We start from the raw sequence: 19,136 nt of genomic DNA on the forward strand, positions 1-19,136 counted from the left end.
CGAGGAGCGGATCGACTCCGACGGAGAATTCTCGCGTTGAACGAGTGCACGAAGGCTGAGGTAAGCGGTGTCGGCGATGGTGACCGGAGTGACGCTCGGTTCGTTCGAGCACTTGCCGACGCATTCGCGGCGGTGCAGCTTCTGGGTACTCGATCCCGCGTCGGAGAGTTCGTCGGTCGATCTCGAATTCGAGAACGAAGTATGGCTGTCGACCATCATGCTCGAGTGGGGATCGTGTGGGCAGTTGCTGTCCATCGATGGCAGGACGATCGGCTGCGCGCTCTACTGCCCACCCCGAGCAGTTCCACGCGCGGCGACGTTCCCGACTTCGCCCGTCAGCCACGATGCGGTCCTACTGACCCAACTCCGCATCGATTCGCCCGACGATGCGGATCTGCATTCGGCGACCCTGATCCAGGCAGTCGTGGGTGATCTGGTCAATCGTGGCGTCCGCGCTCTGGAAGCGTTCGGCATTCGACGCAACGCCGACGATGCTGCGCCGGTGGTTCCCAACGCCACCGCACAACTGACGTGTTCGGCATCGACGTGCATGATCGAAGCGGATTTCCTCGAGAAGGTCGGGTTCGAGGTCATCGCTCCCCACCACAGATTCCCGAGACTACGGCTCGAGCTCGATCGTGATCACGGGTGGAAGCAGGACGTCGAATCCGCACTCGAGCAGCTACTGATCGCGGCGAGTATCTCCGTCGTCGACATCGAGCAGAAGTCGACCGTCGGGGCGCGCTGAGTACTGACCGATCGACACGTTCGTGCGCGGTCGGTCAGGGGCGATCGGAGGCGGCGAGTTCTTCGGCGAGCAACTCCGCGAAGGTGAACGTTCCGGTCGGCTGATCGTCCTGCCCGAGTAGATACAGACGTTTGACGGCGATCAGAATTGCTTCGGCGATGATGTCGCGAAACTTCGGGTCGCTGAGCACTTCGACATCGGATTCGTTGGTGAGGTAACCGAGGTCGATCTGGATGGTCGGCATGTTGGTCAGACGCAACAGATCCCACGTGCGGCCGTGGCTACGGCAGTCCAGAAGCGGTGTGCGAGCGACGATTTCACGCTGCACGTAGCTGGTCAGTACCTGGCCGATCATCGAGGTGGATCCGTGCGAGTTACCGAAGTGGAAGCTTGCGACACCGTTGGCCATGGGGCTGGTGCTCGATGCGCAGCGCAACGAGATCATCAGATCGGCACCCCAGGCATTTGCGGTCTCGGCGCGGTCGGCAACCGAAGGATTGGTTCCGCGCGCACGGGAGAGGAACGTCTCCATGCCGGTCGCGGCCATGCGGCCCTCGAGCCGACTGGCCAGATCCCACAGAATCTCCGATTCGGAGACCCGGCCGAACGCTCCGTCGACGATGTGTCCGGTGTCTGCTCCGCCGAGATCGGGGTCGATGACGATGCGCTTGCCGGTCAGCTGCGGGCCGGACTTACGAACGAGTTCTTCCTCGCTCATGGCGTGAGGGGATCCACCGGTGACACGAGTTCCGAGAAGGTCCAGAGAGCGCAGAGTCGCAGGCCCACAGATGCCGTCGGGGGAAAGCCCGATCTCGCGCTGGAACGAGGACAGACCCTCGTGTGTGCGCGGACCGAAGAAGCCGTCGACGCGTTCGCTGTAGAAGCCGAGATCCTGAAGTCTCGTTTGCAACGAGGCGACGTCGTCGCCGTACAGCGGAGCGGACAGCTGATAGATGAGGGTTCGAGCGCCGAGGCGATACGACGCCTCTTTCAACGCGCGATACGTGGCCGGGCCCACCACGCCGTCGACCAGCAGGCCGCGGTGTTGTTGGAAGGCGCGCACGGCACCTCCGAGGGCACCGTCGAACACGGATCCGGGAGCGGTCCAGTGGCCGTCGGCCATCGGACCTGGGGGAACGACTGCTTCGTGGAGAAAGCCGAGTGCCGACAGGGTGCCGCGGACCTCGGCGACGGCGGGTCCGGAATCGCCGTGACTGAGTTCCTGCATCCTCGACAAAGCCTCTCGATCGTTCCGACGGCACTCGCACCTCGCGGCCGATGTGCCGATGCCGAAGCATCGGCACATCAGATGATTGTCGCAGAAAGACTGGCTTCCGCTGCAATCCACACGGTGTGCGGGTGAGTCAGATAACGCCTTCGAGGTCCTTGAGCAGCGCGGCCTTGCCCTTTGCGCCGACAATTTGCTTGACCGGCTTGCCGCCCTGGAAGAGGATCAGCGTCGGAATCGACATGACCTTGAAGTCGCGGGCGGCCTGCGGGTTGGCATCGATGTCGAGCTTGGCGATGGTGAGCTTGTCCTTGTGCTCGGCCGCGATCTCCTCGAGAACCGGGGCGACCATCTTGCACGGGCCGCACCAGGTGGCCCAGAAGTCGACCAGGACGGGCTTCTCACTGGTCAGAACATCGTCGACGAACGATGCGTCGGTGATGGTGACAGTGCTCTTGTCGTCGGACATATCTATCTCCTCGATATTGGAAGCTCGGTGCCTGTCAGGCGTTGACGGCGTCGACCGGTTGGTCGGCGTGTTCGAGTGTGTTGGTGGTGATATCGCCCTGCTCGGCCAACCAACGCTCGGCGTCGATCGACGCGGTGCAGCCCGTACCCGCAGCGGTGATGGCCTGCTGGTACACGTGATCGACGAGGTCTCCGGCAGCGAACACGCCTTCGACGGACGTGGCCGAAGTGGGCGACGCGACCTTGACGTAGCCGGCGTCGTCGAGCTCGACCTGGCCCTTGACCAGTTCGTTGCGGGGATCGTGACCGATCGCCACGAACATTCCGGTCACGTCCAGGGTGGTCTTCTCGCCGGTATCGGCGTGTTCGAGCGACAGTCCGGTCACGCTCGTGTCGCCGAGGACCTCGAGCACCTTGGTGTCGGTCAGGAAGCGGATCTTGTCGTTGTTCTTGGCGCGCTCGAGCATGATGCGCGACGCCCGGAACTCGCTGCGGCGGTGCACGATGGTCACACTGCGTGCGAAGCGGGTGAGGAAGGTCGCTTCCTCCATGGCCGAGTCGCCACCACCGATGACGGCGATGTCCTGATCGCGGAAGAAGAAGCCGTCACAGGTGGCGCAGGCGCTGACACCGCGTCCGAGCAGCTTCTCCTCGCCGGGGATGGACAGGTAGCGAGCTGCTGCGCCCATCGCGAGGATGATCGCGCGAGCCCGGTAGGTCTCGCCGCCGGCAGAGACGGTCTTGATCGGGCCGGTCAGGTCGAGCTCCTCGACATCCTCGGTTCGGATGTCGGCACCGAATCGCTGCGCTTGCTCGCGCATCTGTTCCATCAGATCGGGGCCCATGATGCCCTCGCGGAACCCGGGGAAATTCTCGACCTCGGTCGTGGTCATCAGCGCACCACCGAACTGCGTTCCCTCGAACAGGATCGGTTCCAGTTCCGCGCGTGCGGCGTAGACGCCGGCGGTGTAACCGGCCGGTCCCGAGCCGACGATGATGAGATCGTGAACCTTGGGGGTACTCAATGCAGACCTTCCGATCTTGTGCGGCGTGTACGTGTCGTCGACAAGCGAGTGCTCAGCGCACACGGCTCTCGACGTACATCTGGTCAACACCACCCTAGAGGCAGTTGTTCCCCGGTGAGAGATCCGTCAGCCGATATCGCGACGCGTGAGCACGTCGGGGTTGGCGGTGCCGCAGTCGTTGCCCACCGCGAGGGCGATGAACTGTGAGGGCTGTGCTCCGGCGAGGACGAGCAGGGTTCCGTCTCGGCCGTCGACGCGCACTCGACTCGAGCCGAGAACGGTGGTGGCCGGATCCACATCGTTGGACCGAAGGCAGGCAGCAAGATCGGCCGGATCGGCGAGCGCTCCGGGATCGCGCTTGCCGATGATGCTGAAGGCGAAACCGGAATCGAGGTCGGCGGAATCGAGCACCAGAGACGAATCCGGAGGCTGCGACGGGTCGGCGGCGATCGATTCGGGTTCGTTCGGGGTGTACAGCAGTGCCACGACGGCAACCGACCCGGCCACCAGAAGTGCTGCGGCAGCGGCAGTTCCGAGGACGACACGTCGTCTTCGGGGACGGAGCGGAACGACGACCTCCGGCGTGGATGCCGATCGCTCGACCGTCTGGACAGTGCGGTCGATCTGCCGGGCGACCTCGGGCGGGATGGACAACGTTCCGGTGGGGTCCTCGCCCATCTCGTGGAGTCGAGCCGAGACGGCGTCGAGACCGGCGAGGATCCGCATCGAATCCTCGTCGAGACGAACCAGTGGCCACAGTCGTCTGCTGACGTCCTCGGGAAGTGCATCCGCATGCAGATCGGCGAGCAGTTCCGGCGAGAACGGGGCTTGTGGAGCGTCGGTGCTCGACGACACGTTCCTGCCTCCCTCCGCCGAATCTGCTTTCCTTCTCACACGGTATAGACGCGAGAGGGTCAGATTCGGTTCCCTGCATCTTTCAGATACGCGAGCTGTGTCGAGAGTTTGAGCCGGCCGCGGGCGCATCGACTCTTGACGGTACCGGTGGGAACACCGAGCAACACGGCAGCGTCGGCCACCGAATAGCCCTCCATGTCCACGATGACGACGGCTGCGCGTTGGTCGGGCGGCAACGTCATCAGAGCCTGTCGAACGAGAATGCTCGTCTCCGTCTCGGAGATCCGGTCCCTGGGCGAAACGGGCTCGTGACTTTCGTTCTCGCTCAACGGAACCGACGGCCGAGCCCTGTTTCTTCGGATGCGGTCCAGGCAGGCATTGACGACGATCTTGTGTAACCAACTTCGCACCGCGGCGTCGGCGCGAAACGACCCGGCCGTGCGGTGAGCGGAGAGCAGTGCCTCCTGCAGAGCATCTGAGGCGTCCTCGGGCGTGTAGCTGGTGCGTCGTGCCGTCAGCCACAGATGTTCGTGATGTCGGTAGATCAGCGTGGCGAAGGCATTCGGCTCCCCGGCCGCATGGGCAGCAAGAAGCTCCGCATCCGTGCGCTCCCCTGGCGCCGAATCGAAACGTTCGGTCATACGAAAACGGCTCCCCCCGTGTTAACGCATTGGGGGGAGCCTAAGCCATCGAGACCGCGAAGTACGAAACAAGTCGGTATCGGCTACCGAAAGCCCGATTTAGGAGCCGAAACCGATCCCGGAGATCGAGGTGGCGATGCGGCCGCCCTGCTCGCCGAGTCGGGTGATCCAGACGAGCACGTTCCCGGTCGGCTCCGCGTCGCTCAGGGCGATGTCGGTGCGGCCGTTCTGCAGTGTGGCTTCACCGAGGAGCGTGGTGTCGCTGAGACTGGGCGAGCCGTTCGGGGCCGACCGGATCTCGACGACAGTTCCGGGAGATGTCGACTCGATCCACGCGTTCTGCAGCGTCGAGGACGGAATGGACACGAGCAGCCCGACGCCGTTCTTGAGGGCCGGGAACTGCTGGAAGTACGAGTCGGTCGTCCACGCTGTGGTGGGGTCGTTGTCGATCGCGTTGGACGCGGTGCTGGGGTTGTCGGCGGAACCCTGAGGTGAGAACACGCTGACGTCCTCCATCGCCACGGGTCCACCGGTCTCGGCCGGCGGCGCAGCGGCCGCATCGCCCGCCGGTGGTGCCGTGGCAGGAGTGGTGAGACCGAAGTCCTGGGTGTCGAGCGGAGTGTCGGTGTCGTTGCCGGCAATCGAGGTGAACAGCCAGAAGCCGGCGAATGCGAGAACCACCACCGTCAGGGCACCGAGTACCGCGATGGCGATGTTGGTGCGCATCGACTTGGCCTTCTCGGCAGCGATCTCCTCGGGATCGGCGAGCGAGTGCCCACTGGCACCTGGCGCTCGTTGGCCCAGTCGCAGCGCCGGCATCAGATCCGTCTTGTCGTTGACCACTGCTGCTTGATCGAGAACGTGCTGCACGGTGGCAGCGGTCCTGATGCCGCTGTTCTGTTCCAATGCCCGCACGGCGACGGCGGAGATCTCGAACGGAACGTCCGGACGAACCTGCCTCGGCTCGAGCGGGGCACCCTTGTCGTCACGGTCGGCCGGACGCATTCCACCGACGCTGCGTGCCGGAGCTGCATCACCGGACACGACGGCATCGCCGGTGGTGTCGGACAGCGGCCACTTGGCGGTGATCAGGGCGTAGAGCATCGCGCCGAGTCCGCGGACGTCCGAACTCGGGTCGGCGTCGGCCAGTGTCGCGGGGAATGCGAGGACGGCGTTGCCGCTCGAGCTGATACGCACCCGATCGGGGTGGTCGATCGACAGGGCGCCTCCGCTGCGGTGCGCTGCCTCGGCCGCTGCGGCGAGGACCTTGATCGCACGCGCAGCGCCGGTCGGTGAGGGCACGGTGTCGGCCATCTCACGCAGTGAGCGGCCGGGAGTCCACTCCGCAACGACGATGCCGCCGGAGCTGCCGCGCACCACGTCGAGCACGCGGGCGAGGCCGGGCGAATTGATCCGTCCCAGACGCAGCGTGCGCGAGAGAATCGCCTGCGGTCCCTGCGTGCGGTCGTCGGTCGAGGCGGTCGATTGCTGATCGGCGTCGACGAACGTCAAGGCGACCTCGCGATCGAGCTTGACGTCATGTGCCTGCCAGAACTTGAGTCCACGTGCTCCGCCGTGCGGTGCCAGCAGTCGGTAGCGGCCACCGGCAACGGAGGCACCGGGAATGAGCGTCGGGCCGCGGAGCGTGCGCTCGGGAGCGCTCGCCGGGGCTGCTGCAGTGGCACCCTCGTCGGTGCTGTCCGAGTCGGAGGCGTCGGGTGTGGCCGGTGCCGCTTCGGTCTTCTCGGAATCCGCATCCGCCGTGGAATCAGCGTCGGCCGCAGGCTTCGACTCCTGTGTGGCCTTCTTGTCGCTGTCGGCTTCGACCGGGAGATCGGCCTTCGAGATGGAGATGGTCTTGTCGGTCGGACGGGCCGCGAGAGCGGCCTTGGAGATGGAGACCGTCTTGTCGGCCGGCTTCGGGGCAGGCTTGTCGGCTGCCTTCTCGTCGTCCGGCTCGGGAGCTGCGGCCGACTTCTTCGCTTCGGGTGCAGCCTTCGGCTCGGCCGGTGTCTCGGCCGGCTTCGGTGTCTCGGCGGGCTTCGCACTCTTCGATGGCGAGGCAGCGTCGGCCTTCACGGGTTCGGTGCGGTCCTGGGTGTCGACCTCGACGCCGCCGCCGCTCGTTCGGTCGGCTTCGCTTGCTGGAGATTGTGCCGGCCCCCCAGCAACTTCGTCGTCGGTCACTGTCACTCCTTCAGGCGAATATGCCCCGTGTTGTCCTGCAAAAGGTCGACCTGCGTTGGCTTCTGCCCCCGGGTGCCGATGACCAGGGTACGGGAGCCGATCCCGCGCAGTGTCCCATGTGGGCTCGGTTCGAATAACCGGAATCACGCCGGTTTCTGCGGCGGCCGGATCGGTGTCCGTCCGAGCGGTTGTGCCGCGGAATTTCCGAACGACGCGGCTCAGGGCCACGGTGACTGCCAGGACTTCGGGAATCTTGCCGAACCAGAGTATCGAGAAGGTGATGCCGAGCATGATGACGGCGTCGATCGCGACGCGGACGAAGTTGCCGATCCAGCCGTTCGTCATGGCGTCGAGACCCAGGATCCGGTCGATCGCGAGCATGGCCGCACCGCCGGCCAGTGAGGCGATGAGGACCAGCCAGACCGTCTTGCCGACGTTGGCCATCCGCAGGCGGCCCAGGCTCTTGTGTAGCAGGTATCCGCCGATGATCGCGCCGACCGTGTACCCGAGGCCGGTCGCTGCGCCGAGGAGCAGCACCACCTGATCCGGGTCGGACGCGACGATCGGGGCGAGCAGAGACAGTCCGATCTTGACGGCGGTGATGCCGAGGATGATCCACGTCGGCGTCCAGGCCTTCTCGCGGGCGTAGAACACGCGGAGATGGATCAGGACGAGGGCGTACGGGATGAGGGAGAACGCCGACCAGCTCACGGCCTCGCCGAGCCGGGGTGCGACATCGGCGAACCGGCCGAAGCCGTACAGCGCCTCGCCCACCCACGGTCCCGCGAAGGTCAGGAACACCACGATCGGCACCAGAGCGACCATCGTCAGGCGGGTGGCGACCGAGAGATCGTCGACGACGGACGGGGTGTCACCGTTGGCGGCGTTGCGGCTGAGTCTGGGCATGATGGCCGTCAGAACCGTCACGCCGAGGATGCCGTAAGGCAGCTGCAGGACGATCCAGGCCTGCGAGTAGATCACGTTGCTCGCGTCGTCGGTGCCCGACGCGATCCTGGTGGCCACGATCAGCCCGATCTGGCTGATGACGACGTAGAGCACGATCGCGGCGGCCATCGCGCCGAACTTCTTCAGGCGCTCGTCGAATCCCCAGAGCGGGCGCAGGTCGATGCGTTCACGGCGCAGTGCCGGGATCAGCGCGACGACCTGGGTGATGACACCGGCAGTGACTCCGAGGCCGAGAACGAGGAGTTTGGGGTTGCCCATCTCGACCGGGTTCACGCTGATCTCGCCCGGCATGAAGAAGTACAGCGCGAAGACGCCGAGCACGATCAGGTTGTTGTACACCGGTGCCCAGGCCCCGGGCTTGAAGTTCTGCCGGGTGTTGAGCACCGCCGTGAGCAGGCCGGACAATCCGTAGAACATCAGCGCGGGCAACACCAGGTAGGTGAACGCGATGGTCAGGTCCTCGTTGACCTTCGGATCGCCGTCGAGCATCAGCCGCGCCAGCAGCGGGGCCGCGATCGTTGCGGCCAGCGCCACGGTTCCGAGCAGCGCCACCGCGATGGTGAACAGCCGTCGAACGAATGCTCGCCCGCCGTCGGCGTCCTCCTGCTCGGCCCGGACCAACACCGGAACGACGATCGCTCCGAGCACCGCACCGAGGACCAGCTCGGAGATCATGTTCGGCAGGATCGTCGAGACGGTGAACGCACTGGCCAGCCCTGCCCCGAGGGTGGCCGTCATGGCGACCTGCTTGGCGAATCCGGTGATGCGGCTGACCAGGGTCGCCACCGCGATCGAACCCGACGCAGCCAGCAGTGACTTCTGCGGTTTCGGCTCGGGTTGCGGCACCGAGTCGGACCCCTTCGGCGGAAACTCTGTCGGCGGGATCGTTCCGGAGGGTGCCTGCGGGTAATCCTCCTCGCGGAAACGCGGGATGAGTTGGGTGACGGTGTCGTCGGCGGCGGGCTGCCCGTCGAGCGGCGGCGGTGCCGGGTACGAGCGCAGCTCCGGGCGCGCCTGCCGCTCCCAGGGCGCGGACCGCGGTGGCGTCGTTCGTCGGAACACCTGCGACGCGGGCAGGCGTGACCGCGGCAAATCGCCGTCGTACGGGACGTTGCCAGTCATGGTCTCTCGTACCCTTCGTCGGCCGGGTCTGGTTGACCTCTGAATCGATGCCAGAGGCGTCGACCTGCAAGTAACAGTAGGAGAGCACCGGCGCAGGCGGTAATTATCGCCAGTGCCTGGCCGTATGCGTTCGATCGCACGGACACCGTGGACACTTCGCCGAGCCGGGAGCCGTCGAGCGTGGTGACGGAGAAGTCGACGGACAGGTTGCGCGTGTCGTCGACCTCGGCCGGGACGGTGATGGTCCGTGATCCCCGGGCCGGAAGTTGGGTGACGCCGACGTCACTGATCGTCATCTCCGGCGGTGCGTCGACCTGGAGCAGCACGTTGACCGGGACGGGGAGGTCGTTGCGGGCGACGAGCAGCAGCGGGCTCTGTTCCGAGGCGAGGGTGTAGACGCCGCCGGGGGCCAGCACGGTCACCGATCCGTAGATGGTGTCCAGTCCGATGCGGATCGCCGCGAGTCGGTCGCGTGCCATGGTGCCGGTTCGTTCGCTGGCGGCGCTCGCGCGACCTGCCGTCGACAGCGCGCGGAGCATGTCCTCGCGGAGCGGAGCGGTGTACAGGCGTGGAGTCAGCGCCGACTGCGGATCCTCGACGAGCGATTGCATCAGGGTGTCGACTCGGGCGCTCTGCGATCGCACCAGGTCGATGGTGCCGGCATCGAGTTCGGTGGCCGCGTCGATGCCGGTCACCGGAGTTCCGGTCGTGGGCTCGGTGAGCAACTCGGCCAGAGGCCGCGGCGTCGCCAGTCCGGACCGCAGCAGCGAGGACACCGTCGACAGAATCGCCGACGGTTCGTCTCCGCCCGCGGTCCAGTACTGCGGGGGCGCGACGGTGACGGTGCGTCCGGGCCGATCGGCACCGACGAGGGCGTGGAAGTTGACGGCTCCGAGCGCGTCCTGCAGGCGTGCGGTGCGCGAGTCCGTGGCGAGGTCGAAGCGTTGCTCGGAGGGAGTGAGGGCAGGCGTGGACGGCGAGGCTCCGACCCCGGCCAATGCCGCTGCGGTGGCGGCGTCGTAGTGGGTGGCGGCCAGCGGTTGGGTCTGCTCGGTTCCGGTCGATGCACTGTCGGTCGTCGCCAGCAGGGAGGTCGGTGCCGAAGTCGGCGGGCTGATGCTGTTGTCGGCGACCAGGACGGTTCCGGTGCCCGCCGCACGCAGGGCGTCGGCGGTGTTCGCGTCGACCCCACCGGTGGTGCTCCAGGTGAAGCCGCGTGTCGAGGTGATGCCGAGGATGCCGTCGACGATGTCGGCCGGGGCGCTGACGGCACTGCTGAGCAGCGTGGGATCGCCGATGTCGGCCACCGCCCCCAGATCGGTCTGGGCGAACGGCATTGCCGTCACGCAGGTGCTCGATGCGATCGTTTCCAGTCGGGACAGCCACTGAGCTGCGGCTGCGCTTCCGGTGCCCTCGCGGGTCGTGCCGGCAGGATCGGCCGGGTTGTCGACGACGAGGTAACCGCGGGTCATGTTCGAGACGGTGACGAGCAGGTCGGGGTCGAGGCCGATACACAGGCTCGACGCCAGTCGGCCGTCGGGATCGAGGCCGGGTTGTGTCGCGAACTCGACCGCCTTGAGGAGGGTGTCGAGTCGGCCACCGGTGGCCAGCTCGCCGGCGAGTTCGTCGTCGATCAGCCGAACGCGCTCGTCGACCGAACCGGGTATCCCGGCAGCGAGTCGCGGAATGTCGGCCAGCGGCCACAGAACCGTCATGGCGACGGGGTTGCGGGTGTTGGGAGGCAGCGGCATCGCGTCGGGAGCGGTGGGGTCCATCTCACCGGGGTTGCGGGGCAGTCCGACGACCGGGAGCAGAAAGCGGGCGTCGTCGAGTCGTGCGGTTCCGCCGTATTCGGGAGTGCCGTTGACGTTGAGCAGAAGCGGATAGACGCCAGGGGCCTCGATTCCCAGGGAGGGTTCGGTGGTGCTGCGCAGCTGCATCGACATGTCGAACTGGCGGCTCTCGTCCTTCTCCAGGGACTCGGCCACGGTGACGAAATCGCCGACACGCTCGAAGCGGTCCTGGTCGAGGGTCAGCGAGGTCCGCAGTCCGGCCGTGGTGTCGACGGCATCCGCGGCCTGCATCCGGACACTGACGTCGTCGACGCGGCGGTCCCCGGTGTTCTTCACGGTGGCGCGCACCGTCACGAACGGATCGCTGCTGGTGGTGACGGTGGAGGGGGCGACGGTTTCGATACTCAGCGTCAGGAAGGGGTTGCCGTCCTGCGTCATCGGGGTGTCCGGAACGGCGCTGGTGGTACCGCTCGTATCGCCGACGGACGAGTCGGGTTGGGCTCCGGCGTCGGGAAGTTGTGCCGGGATCAGTGCCGCGGTGCCGACCGACGGTGCCACCGCGAGAACGAACGTGGTCAATGCGGCGGCAGCGACCTTCCGGGCCCGCACGATCACTTCCCGCCGGGGATGGGTGCGCCCGAGTTGCCGCTGCTCATGTCGTCGATCAGGCGGGTGGCGATGGCGGCGAGTTTGCGTTCGTCGGCGTAGGCGAGCCTGGACGGTAGTTCGGTCAGCGGAACCCACGCGACCTCGGTCACTTCGAGGTCCTCGTCCGAGAGTTCGCCGCCCAGGAATCGGAGCAGGTAGTGGTGGACGGTCTTGTGGACGCGTCGGCCCTCGGTGACGAACCAGTAGTCGATGCTGCCCAGCGAGGCCAGGACGGTACCGCGGATGCCGGTTTCCTCGGCGACCTCGCGCATGGCGGTCTGTTCGGCCGTTTCGCCCTGCTCGATGTGTCCCTTGGGCAGGGACCAGAGGAGGCGTCCGCGACGGTCGGTGCGGCCGATCAGGGCGGCGCAGCGTTTGGCGGGCGGCCCGTCGAGGCCGTCGACCACCAGGCCTCCTGCCGAGGTTTCGCGGACGGTCCTCAGCTTGGGTGCTTCGGTGTCGGCGCGTGCCTGACGCCGCCGCGGGTTGCGGCGGCTCCTGTTCGCACGTTCGGCAGCAGACACCCAATCCATACTAGTTGCCTGTGCGCACTCTTCTACCGTGCCGCACCGCGCGGTGAAGGCCGGGACAATCGTTGGTCTCGGCGCAAGTAGGCTCTTCCACCGTGGCCGATCAGTCCCTGTCCTCCGTTTCCGCCGAGCACACCGATGCCCGCCGGGAGAGGTTGCTGGCGGGAGCTGCTGTGACGTTGCGCGAACTCGCTCCGGTGTTGACTCCGCTCGGTACCTTGTTCGCCGCAGCCGGGCACGAGCTGTACCTCGTGGGCGGCACGGTGCGCGACGCAGTTCTCGGACGACTCGGAACCGATCTGGATTTCACCACCGACGCCAGGCCCGAGGACGTTCAGGCCTTGCTCTCGGGCTGGGCGGACCATCAGTGGGACACCGGCATCGCGTTCGGGACGATCAGTGCGGCCAAGGACGGCCAGACGATCGAGATCACCACCTATCGCACCGACTCCTACGATCAGGTCTCCCGTAATCCCGAGGTGCAGTACGGCAACAGCCTCGAAGAGGATCTCGTTCGCCGCGATTTCACGGTCAACGCCATGGCTGTGCGTCTCGGGGCCGACGGCGCCCAGGAATTCGTCGATCCGCTCGGCGGGATGGATGCGCTTCTCGAGGGCGTTCTCGATACCCCGTCGGCACCGGAGGTCTCGTTCGGCGACGATCCGTTGCGGATGCTGCGGGCTGCGCGGTTCGTCTCCCAGCTGGGCTTCTCGCTGATGCCTCGGGTGCACCGAGCCATCGAGGACATGGCGGATCAGATCGATCGCATCACCGCCGAGCGAATCCAGGTGGAGCTGGACAAGCTGATCCTCGGTGCGCACCCGATCGACGGCATCGACGTGATGTGCGAGACGGGTCTGGCGCAGCGCATCCTTCCCGAGGTGCCCAACATGAAACTCGAGATCGACGAGCACCACCAGCACAAGGACGTGTACTCGCACTCGTTGACCGTGCTGAAGCAGGCGATCGATCTGGAGGACGGCGATCCGGATCTCGTATTGCGTTGGGCTGCACTGCTGCACGACATCGGCAAGCCCGACACCAAACGCAACGAGCCGGGCGGCGGAGTCAGCTTCCACCACCACGAGGTCGTGGGTGCCAAGCTGGTGCGAAAGCGTATGCGCGCCCTGAAGTATTCGAAGAAGATGATCGAGGACGTCTCGCATCTGGTGTTTCTGCATCTGCGGTTCCACGGCTACGGCAAGGGTCAGTGGACCGACTCTGCTGTCCGCCGCTACGCCACCGATGCCGGCGAGCTACTTCCCAAGCTGCACAAGCTGGTTCGCGCGGATTCGACGACGAGAAACAAGCGACGAGCTGCGGCGCTCCAGGCCACCTACGACGACCTGGAAGAGCGCATCGCCCGTATTGCCGAGCAGGAGGACCTGGCTCGGGTGCGGCCCGACCTCGACGGCAACGCGATCATGGAGCTGCTGAACATCCCGGCCGGACCCGATGTGGGCAAGGCCTGGAAGTACCTGAAAGAACTGCGCCTGGATCGGGGACCGCTCTCTCGCGAGGAGGCCGAGGCCGCACTGCTCGAGTGGTGGCCCACCCACTAGGCGCGTCCCGCGCACGTGCGCGAAAGTTCGTAGCCCGCTACGAATTTCCGCTCACGACGAGCGCAGCTCGGCTTTGACCAGATAGACGTTGTAGCTGTCCCACTCCGAGACGGTGAAGTACAGCTCGTCCGCCGTCGACCACGGGTGAACGAAGCCGCCATAGGTCTTCGGGTACTCGGCGGTGTCGATCAGGGTCGCCGGCGCGGTCCACTGCCCCTGCGGCGAATTCGCCTCGCGCAGAACGATATCGCCGCGCAGTGGATCGAGATACGTCATCCGCCAGAGGTCCCGGGCCTCGTCGTGATGGACCGACAGTTCCCCGGCCATACCGTCGGCGATGGGGGTGGCCTCGTTCGAGCCGACGGGAGCCCAGGTGCCGTTCACCCAGTACTGGTAGGCAGTCTTGTTCAGCACGTCCGCCTTCGGGACGCGCGCGAGCCCCACCTGTCCGACGCGACCGTTGACGGTGCCGAACATGTACACGTACTCCCCCGCCGGGACCATCGTCGACACCTGGAACTTCGAGAAGCCGAAGACGTTGTCCCACTTGGCATGCTCGTCCTTGACCCAGGTTGACCCGTTGTCGTCCGAGTAGGCGATACCGCCGTAGTTGGTCCACCACATGCCGGGGATCGTGCTCCAGCGCCTGATGGACATGTAGGACATGTACTGCCGATCGTCGATCGCGAACCCGGAGGTGGGGATGACCGTGGTCTCCCAATTCTCGATCTTGCGCGAGGGCAGCAGTTCGGCTGCGTGGCAACGCGAGTCCTGCACCATCGAGTCCAGGGTCATGCCGTCGGACAGGTCGGTGTCGGTGCTGTGTCCCAGTGCGTTGGATCGCCAGTCGTCGCCGCCGACGACGCCGAATTCCCACCCTTTGCCGAACGAATCGCCGAATGCCACTGCGATCTCGCCGGGCTTGCTCTCCCACATGATGCCGAGATCGGTGCCGTCGACCTGCCAGCGCTTGTCGGTGCGGTTCTCCGATCCCGGTCCGGTCACCTGCGAGACGACCTCGACGTGTCCGACGGCAGGTGCCGCGGGTGGCATCGTCGTGGGTCCGGGCTCTGCTGGGGTGACGGCAGGAGCGGGCGGCGGGGTTCCCGGGGTACCGCCGGGGCCGGGGATCGGGATGGGAATGGTTTCGGGTTGCGGGTCGATCTCGATGCGGGGGAACGGCAGATGGTCTGCGGAGCCCGATGCCGGTGAATCGGTGTCGTCGGTGAGATCGGGGCACGGGTCCGCACACGGGTCGGTCAGCACATCGGCCTGTACGCGGGTGTTGTTCGGGGCCGGGTCGGGCACCGGCACGACTTCGATCGACGGGTACGGCACGGGGATCACCACGCGGTCCGGCAACGGCGGCAACTGCGGTGGATTGCCGGGTCCGATGGGTTCGGGCGGATAGTCCTTGGGGTCGAAACCGGTTTCCCCACAGGAGTTCACCGGCGGAGGCGGGGCCGCGAACGCCGGGGGCGCAGCAAGGACGGCCGTACCTGCAGCAACCGCGAGTATGCAGCCGAGCGATGTCGTACGGCCCTGCATGTGTTGCCCCCGTGATCTCCGACGATACTCATCGGTCCGGTACGAGAAGATACACCACGTCAGAGGCGTGCGCGCCTGGTGTCGATCACCGCTGCGGCCAGGCCGAGGGTATAGATTCCCGCCCCGACGAACACCAGCGTGTGTGCACTGGGGTCCTGGCTCAGATCGGTCGTGTCGGGGCCGACGGCGAAGGCCGCAGCGGCGAGGGCAGAGACGAATGCCACGTTGAACACGGTGTCCTGCAACGCGAAGACGCGTCCGCGGTGGGCGTCGTCGATCTCGATCTGCATGGCGGCGTCCCCGCTGAGCTTGACGGTCTGCCCGGCGATGCCCAGGAGGAAGGCTCCGATCAGCAAGCTGGTCTGCGTCAGGGCGGAGACGGCTCCGAGCTGCGCCGCGATGGCGAGCACGAGAGCGGAGGCAATCGTGCGGGTGCGCCCCAACCGGGGAACGACGAAGGGGGTTATGACAGCAGCGAGGAACATGCCGGTGGCGGTGGCACCCACGGCTATGCCGAAGCCGGCGAGTCCGCCGGGCAAGCTGCTCGCTGTCGTCTCGCGAAGAATCAACACCATGATCAGGGTGTTGATGCCGAACACGATGCGGTGTGCGCCGATGCCGATCATCGCGGTCGTGACGCCGGCCGAGCGCCAGACTGCCTGTGCGCCCGATTTCAATCCTGTCGCAACGTCTTTCACAGTACTGTCGGTTCGGCTCGGGGTTCCCGGTCCCAGTGATCGGGGCCGAAACCGTGACGCCGCGAGAGCGCCTGCGACCGAGCCGGTGGCCGCCAGACCCACGGCGATCCCCGAGCCGACATCGCCGGCACCGACGATGCCGATCACCGCGACAGCCAGGCCGGCACCCGCGGCGGCGAAACCGGAGCCGACGGTTGCAAGGACCGAGTTCATCGGCACCAGCCACGACTGCCGAACCACGTGAGGAAGCGACGCCGACGATCCGGCGAGCACGAACCGGCTGAGCCCCACGGTGGCCAACGCCAGCAGAAGCAGTGGTGTGGAATCGACCCCACTGCACAGCAGTCCTGCCGTGGCCATGATCAGAACGATGCGAATCAAGTTGGCCCACAGCAGGACCGAGCGGCGATCCCAGCGGTCGAGCAATGCCCCGGCGAACGGTCCGACCACTGAATACGGGACGAGCAACACCGCGAATCCGGCCGCGATCTCGGCCGGGTTCGTCGCACGCTCCGGGTTGAACAGAATGGCACCGCTGAGCGCGGCCTGGAACAACCCGTCGCCGAACTGACCGGCGAACCGAACTGTGGTCAGCTTGCCGACTCCCGGGGACCGGCGCAGTCGGGTACGGAAGGACGCGTCGCTCACCGACGGGACTTTAGCCCCCGCGCGTCATACGGAGACAGCGGGAGTCGAGGCCCACCACGCCATCGTGGCGGCCGTACCGTCGACGAGTGAGGTGGGCTGCTGCCCCAGGATGCTCTCGCTGCGGCTCGAGTCGAGGACATAGGGGTAGCGGAACTGATACAGCGTGTCGCCGAGTTCCTTCATCGGGCCGGGCACCAGCCTCAGTGCGCGCATCACCCAGGCCGGAATGACGCCGACCTTCGGTGCGGTGAGTCCAGCTGCAGCGGAGAACATCTCGATCATGGATCGCTGCGATACCGCGGGAGCTGTCGGGGCATGCAGGACGGTGTTCCACAGCGATGGCGACGCCGCGGCGGTGATCATCGCGGCTGCCAGATCCGGGACGTAGGTGAACGAGTGGGGTAGATCGGCGGAGGCGACGACGCGGATCGGCTTGCCGGCCAGGATCGGCGCAATCACCCGCTCCCCCATGTGCGAGGCCAGCACGCGTGGCCCGTAGAAATCCGAGGCGGCGACGCTGACGGTGGGGGTCGCGTGCGCATCACGCGCAGCGAGGAGCTCGGTACGTACTCCCAATTTCCGGAACGTCGCGTCTCGGGGCGAGTCCTCGCGGATCGGTCCGTCGACTCGGCCGTAGGCGTAGAGACTTTCGGGGAACGCGACGACGGTGCCCGCGGCCGCGTCGAGCACCCGCTTTTCCATCGCTTCGAGCTTGTCCCGCCACACCTTGTCCTCGTAGGCGACGTGGGTGCAGTGGTAGATCGCGGTGGCACCGCTCAGATGGGGTCGAAGATCGTCGGATTCGATGTCGACGGCGCGGCGTTCGATCATCGGATGATCCGGTCCGCTACCCGACCGGGTGAGGACGCGCACCGAGTGGCCCTGTGCAGCAAGTTGTTCGGCGACGGTCCAGCCGGCGGGCCCGGCTCCGGTGACGACGTGTAGTTCGGTCATGACTGCTCCAATTCGGTAAACGAGAGCGGTGCTCTCTGATGTAACTAGTGTGCACCCGGGGCGGCAATAAAGCAAGAGCAGTGCTCTCCAAAAAGAGCGGCAGTTACTGTGAGAGCCATGGCGAGCACCCCCCGCACCCGAGCCCGTGCGCAGACCTTGGCCGACATCACGCGGATCGGACGCGAGCACCTGGCCGCCGACGGTGCCGCGGCCCTGTCGCTGCGGGCAGTCGCCCGGGACCTCGGCGTCGTGTCCTCCGCCGTCTACCGGTACGTCGCCAGCCGCGACGAGCTGCTGACCCTGCTCGTCGTCGACGGATACACCGAGCTCGGGGACGCTGTCGACGCGGCGGTGGACGCGGTGGACAGTCCCAGGGAGAAGTTCCTCGCGCTCGGCCGGACGGTTCGACAGTGGGGACTGCGGGAGCCGGCGCGCTACGCGTTGCTGTTCGGCAGCCCGGTGCCCGGCTATCACGCGCCCGCGGAGCAGACCACCGGGCCGGGCACGCGCGTGATCACCACGTTGGTGGCCGTCCTGCACTCGGCGTGGCAGACACGTCGACCGGACGTCGAGGCCGATCCGCCGGAGCTGGCGTCACTGCACGGAAGCTTCGAGGACATCCGTGCGCAGATGGAGACGGATCTGCCCGACGGGCTGATCGCACTGGGAGTCATGGTGTGGGCGTCGCTGTTCGGGGCCATCAGCTTCGACGTGTTCGATCAGTACGGTGCCACGACCTTCGCCAACAGGGACGACTTGTTCGAGTATCAGTTGGGACTTCTCACCGAGATCGCCGGGCTCGGGTAGGGCCGAGGCGGGAGTGGAGCCCGCGGAACGACCCATGGAAACTGGCCGCGGTGCTTGCGCCACATCGGCGGGTGCGCGGTGCCACAATGGCTAGCGTGGCATCGCATGCGGAGGAACCCGAGGACCAGACGACATCGGCCTTGCGCGATGTCCGCCCAGGCAGCCTGTTGGTGTCGTCCATCGAACTGGTGGAGCCCACGTTTCGGCGCACCGTCATCTACATCATCGAACACAACGATGCGGGCAGCCTCGGTGTCGTGATCAACCGTCCCAGCGATACCGCGGTGCAGAACGTGCTGCCCAACTGGTCCGAGCTGGCCGCCAAGCCGCAGGCGCTGTACGTCGGTGGCCCGGTCAAGCGCGATTCGGCGCTGTGCCTGGCGACGCTGCGGACCGGCGTGTCGCTCGACGGTGTTGCCGGTCTACGACGCGTCGACGGCCGAGTGGTGATGGTCGATCTCGATTCCGATCCTGCCGATATCGCCCCACTGGTCGAAGGTGTCCGCATCTTCGCCGGGTACTCGGGGTGGACGTTCGGCCAGCTCGAAGGTGAACTGGACCGGGAGGACTGGATGGTGTTGTCTGCCTTGCCATCCGATGTGATCGGGCCACCACGCATCGATCTGTGGGCCCATGTGTTGCGTCGGCAGCCGATGCCGTTGGCGCTGCTGGCATCCCATCCGATCGACGTCGACCGGAACTGAGTGC

15 protein-coding genes are annotated in these 19,136 nt (G+C 66.4%); 4 read left to right on the plus strand and 11 right to left on the minus strand.

The features are described from left to right. Positions 1-67: 67 nt before the first annotated feature. Positions 68-748 carry a hypothetical protein gene (locus tag CH276_RS09700; protein WP_032396978.1) on the plus strand — a complete coding sequence of 227 codons (681 nt, stop codon included), beginning with the start codon at positions 68-70 and terminating at the stop codon, positions 746-748. A gap of 34 nt (positions 749-782) precedes the next feature. On the opposite strand, the gene CH276_RS09705 is transcribed toward CH276_RS09700, so the two are convergent. The 8 genes from CH276_RS09705 to CH276_RS09740 all read right to left on the minus strand — a co-directional run bounded on the left by CH276_RS09705 (position 783) and on the right by CH276_RS09740 (position 12,205). Continuing rightward, positions 783-1,976: an N-acetylmuramoyl-L-alanine amidase gene (locus CH276_RS09705; protein WP_032396977.1), complete on the minus strand. Its 1,194-nt coding sequence runs from the start codon at positions 1,974-1,976 to the stop codon at positions 783-785. Positions 1,977-2,112: 136 nt separating this feature from the next. Beyond that, on the minus strand, positions 2,113-2,445 hold the full coding sequence (gene trxA / locus CH276_RS09710; protein WP_008711582.1) for a thioredoxin: 333 nt from the start codon (positions 2,443-2,445) through the stop codon (positions 2,113-2,115). A 34-nt stretch (positions 2,446-2,479) separates the two neighbouring features. Beyond that, entirely contained in the window at positions 2,480-3,469 is a 990-nt protein-coding gene (trxB, locus tag CH276_RS09715; RefSeq protein WP_032397344.1) for a thioredoxin-disulfide reductase, read from the minus strand. A gap of 126 nt (positions 3,470-3,595) precedes the next feature. Beyond that, positions 3,596-4,324: a hypothetical protein gene (locus CH276_RS09720; protein ID WP_094629018.1), complete on the minus strand. Its 729-nt coding sequence runs from the start codon at positions 4,322-4,324 to the stop codon at positions 3,596-3,598. 59 nt (positions 4,325-4,383) lie between these two features. Continuing rightward, positions 4,384-4,965 carry an RNA polymerase sigma factor SigM gene (sigM, locus tag CH276_RS09725; RefSeq protein WP_094629019.1) on the minus strand — a complete coding sequence of 194 codons (582 nt, stop codon included), beginning with the start codon at positions 4,963-4,965 and terminating at the stop codon, positions 4,384-4,386. A 99-nt stretch (positions 4,966-5,064) separates the two neighbouring features. Next, positions 5,065-9,240: a lipid II flippase MurJ gene (locus CH276_RS09730; protein WP_176459182.1), complete on the minus strand. Its 4,176-nt coding sequence runs from the start codon at positions 9,238-9,240 to the stop codon at positions 5,065-5,067. Further along, a complete protein-coding gene (locus CH276_RS09735) occupies positions 9,237-11,642 on the minus strand; it encodes a glycoprotein (protein WP_094629209.1) in 2,406 nt (801 codons plus the stop codon). The genes CH276_RS09730 and CH276_RS09735 overlap by 4 nt, the downstream gene beginning before the upstream one ends. A gap of 2 nt (positions 11,643-11,644) precedes the next feature. Continuing rightward, positions 11,645-12,205, minus strand: a complete 561-nt coding sequence (locus CH276_RS09740) for an NUDIX hydrolase (RefSeq protein WP_032396972.1) — start codon at positions 12,203-12,205, stop codon at positions 11,645-11,647. Between the two features lie 101 nt (positions 12,206-12,306). Here CH276_RS09740 and CH276_RS09745 point away from each other — a divergent pair, with 101 nt between their 5' ends. Then, positions 12,307-13,773, plus strand: coding sequence for a CCA tRNA nucleotidyltransferase (locus tag CH276_RS09745; RefSeq protein ID WP_094629020.1), 1,467 nt, complete (start codon positions 12,307-12,309; stop codon positions 13,771-13,773). Between the two features lie 51 nt (positions 13,774-13,824). Here CH276_RS09745 and CH276_RS09750 read toward each other — a convergent pair whose 3' ends face one another. From CH276_RS09750 to CH276_RS09760, 3 genes are read right to left on the minus strand one after another with little or no spacing between them, the layout of a single operon-like run. Next, a complete protein-coding gene (locus CH276_RS09750; RefSeq protein ID WP_094629021.1) occupies positions 13,825-15,321 on the minus strand; it encodes a DUF4185 domain-containing protein in 1,497 nt (498 codons plus the stop codon). Between the two features lie 59 nt (positions 15,322-15,380). After that, positions 15,381-16,667, minus strand: coding sequence for an MFS transporter (locus CH276_RS09755; protein ID WP_094629022.1), 1,287 nt, complete (start codon positions 16,665-16,667; stop codon positions 15,381-15,383). Positions 16,668-16,691: 24 nt separating this feature from the next. Next, entirely contained in the window at positions 16,692-17,621 is a 930-nt protein-coding gene (locus CH276_RS09760; protein WP_094629023.1) for an NAD-dependent epimerase/dehydratase family protein, read from the minus strand. A 117-nt stretch (positions 17,622-17,738) separates the two neighbouring features. Between CH276_RS09760 and CH276_RS09765 the strand changes: the two genes are divergently transcribed. Together CH276_RS09765 and CH276_RS09770 are read left to right on the plus strand one after the other, a co-directional pair. Further along, entirely contained in the window at positions 17,739-18,428 is a 690-nt protein-coding gene (locus tag CH276_RS09765) for a TetR/AcrR family transcriptional regulator (RefSeq protein WP_094629024.1), read from the plus strand. A gap of 86 nt (positions 18,429-18,514) precedes the next feature. Beyond that, positions 18,515-19,132 carry a YqgE/AlgH family protein gene (locus CH276_RS09770; protein ID WP_032396966.1) on the plus strand — a complete coding sequence of 206 codons (618 nt, stop codon included), beginning with the start codon at positions 18,515-18,517 and terminating at the stop codon, positions 19,130-19,132. Positions 19,133-19,136: the final 4 nt, after the last annotated feature.

Source organism: Rhodococcus sp. 06-470-2 (genome assembly GCF_002258235.1).
Taxonomy (GTDB): domain Bacteria; phylum Actinomycetota; class Actinomycetes; order Mycobacteriales; family Mycobacteriaceae; genus Rhodococcoides.

What these genes read in the sequence shown, in the direction of transcription:
- CH276_RS09760 (WP_094629023.1), bottom strand. Translation starts at nt 17,621, where the DNA reads ATGACCGAACTACACGTCGTCACCGGAGCCGGGCCCGCCGGCTGGACC.
- CH276_RS09765 (WP_094629024.1), top strand. Translation starts at nt 17,739, where the DNA reads ATGGCGAGCACCCCCCGCACCCGAGCCCGTGCGCAGACCTTGGCCGAC.
- CH276_RS09705 (WP_032396977.1), bottom strand. Translation starts at nt 1,976, where the DNA reads ATGCAGGAACTCAGTCACGGCGATTCCGGACCCGCCGTCGCCGAGGTC.
- trxA (WP_008711582.1), bottom strand. Translation starts at nt 2,445, where the DNA reads ATGTCCGACGACAAGAGCACTGTCACCATCACCGACGCATCGTTCGTC.
- CH276_RS09770 (WP_032396966.1), top strand. Translation starts at nt 18,515, where the DNA reads ATGGCTAGCGTGGCATCGCATGCGGAGGAACCCGAGGACCAGACGACA.
- sigM (WP_094629019.1), bottom strand. Translation starts at nt 4,965, where the DNA reads ATGACCGAACGTTTCGATTCGGCGCCAGGGGAGCGCACGGATGCGGAG.
- CH276_RS09750 (WP_094629021.1), bottom strand. Translation starts at nt 15,321, where the DNA reads ATGCAGGGCCGTACGACATCGCTCGGCTGCATACTCGCGGTTGCTGCA.
- CH276_RS09730 (WP_176459182.1), bottom strand. Translation starts at nt 9,240, where the DNA reads ATGACTGGCAACGTCCCGTACGACGGCGATTTGCCGCGGTCACGCCTG.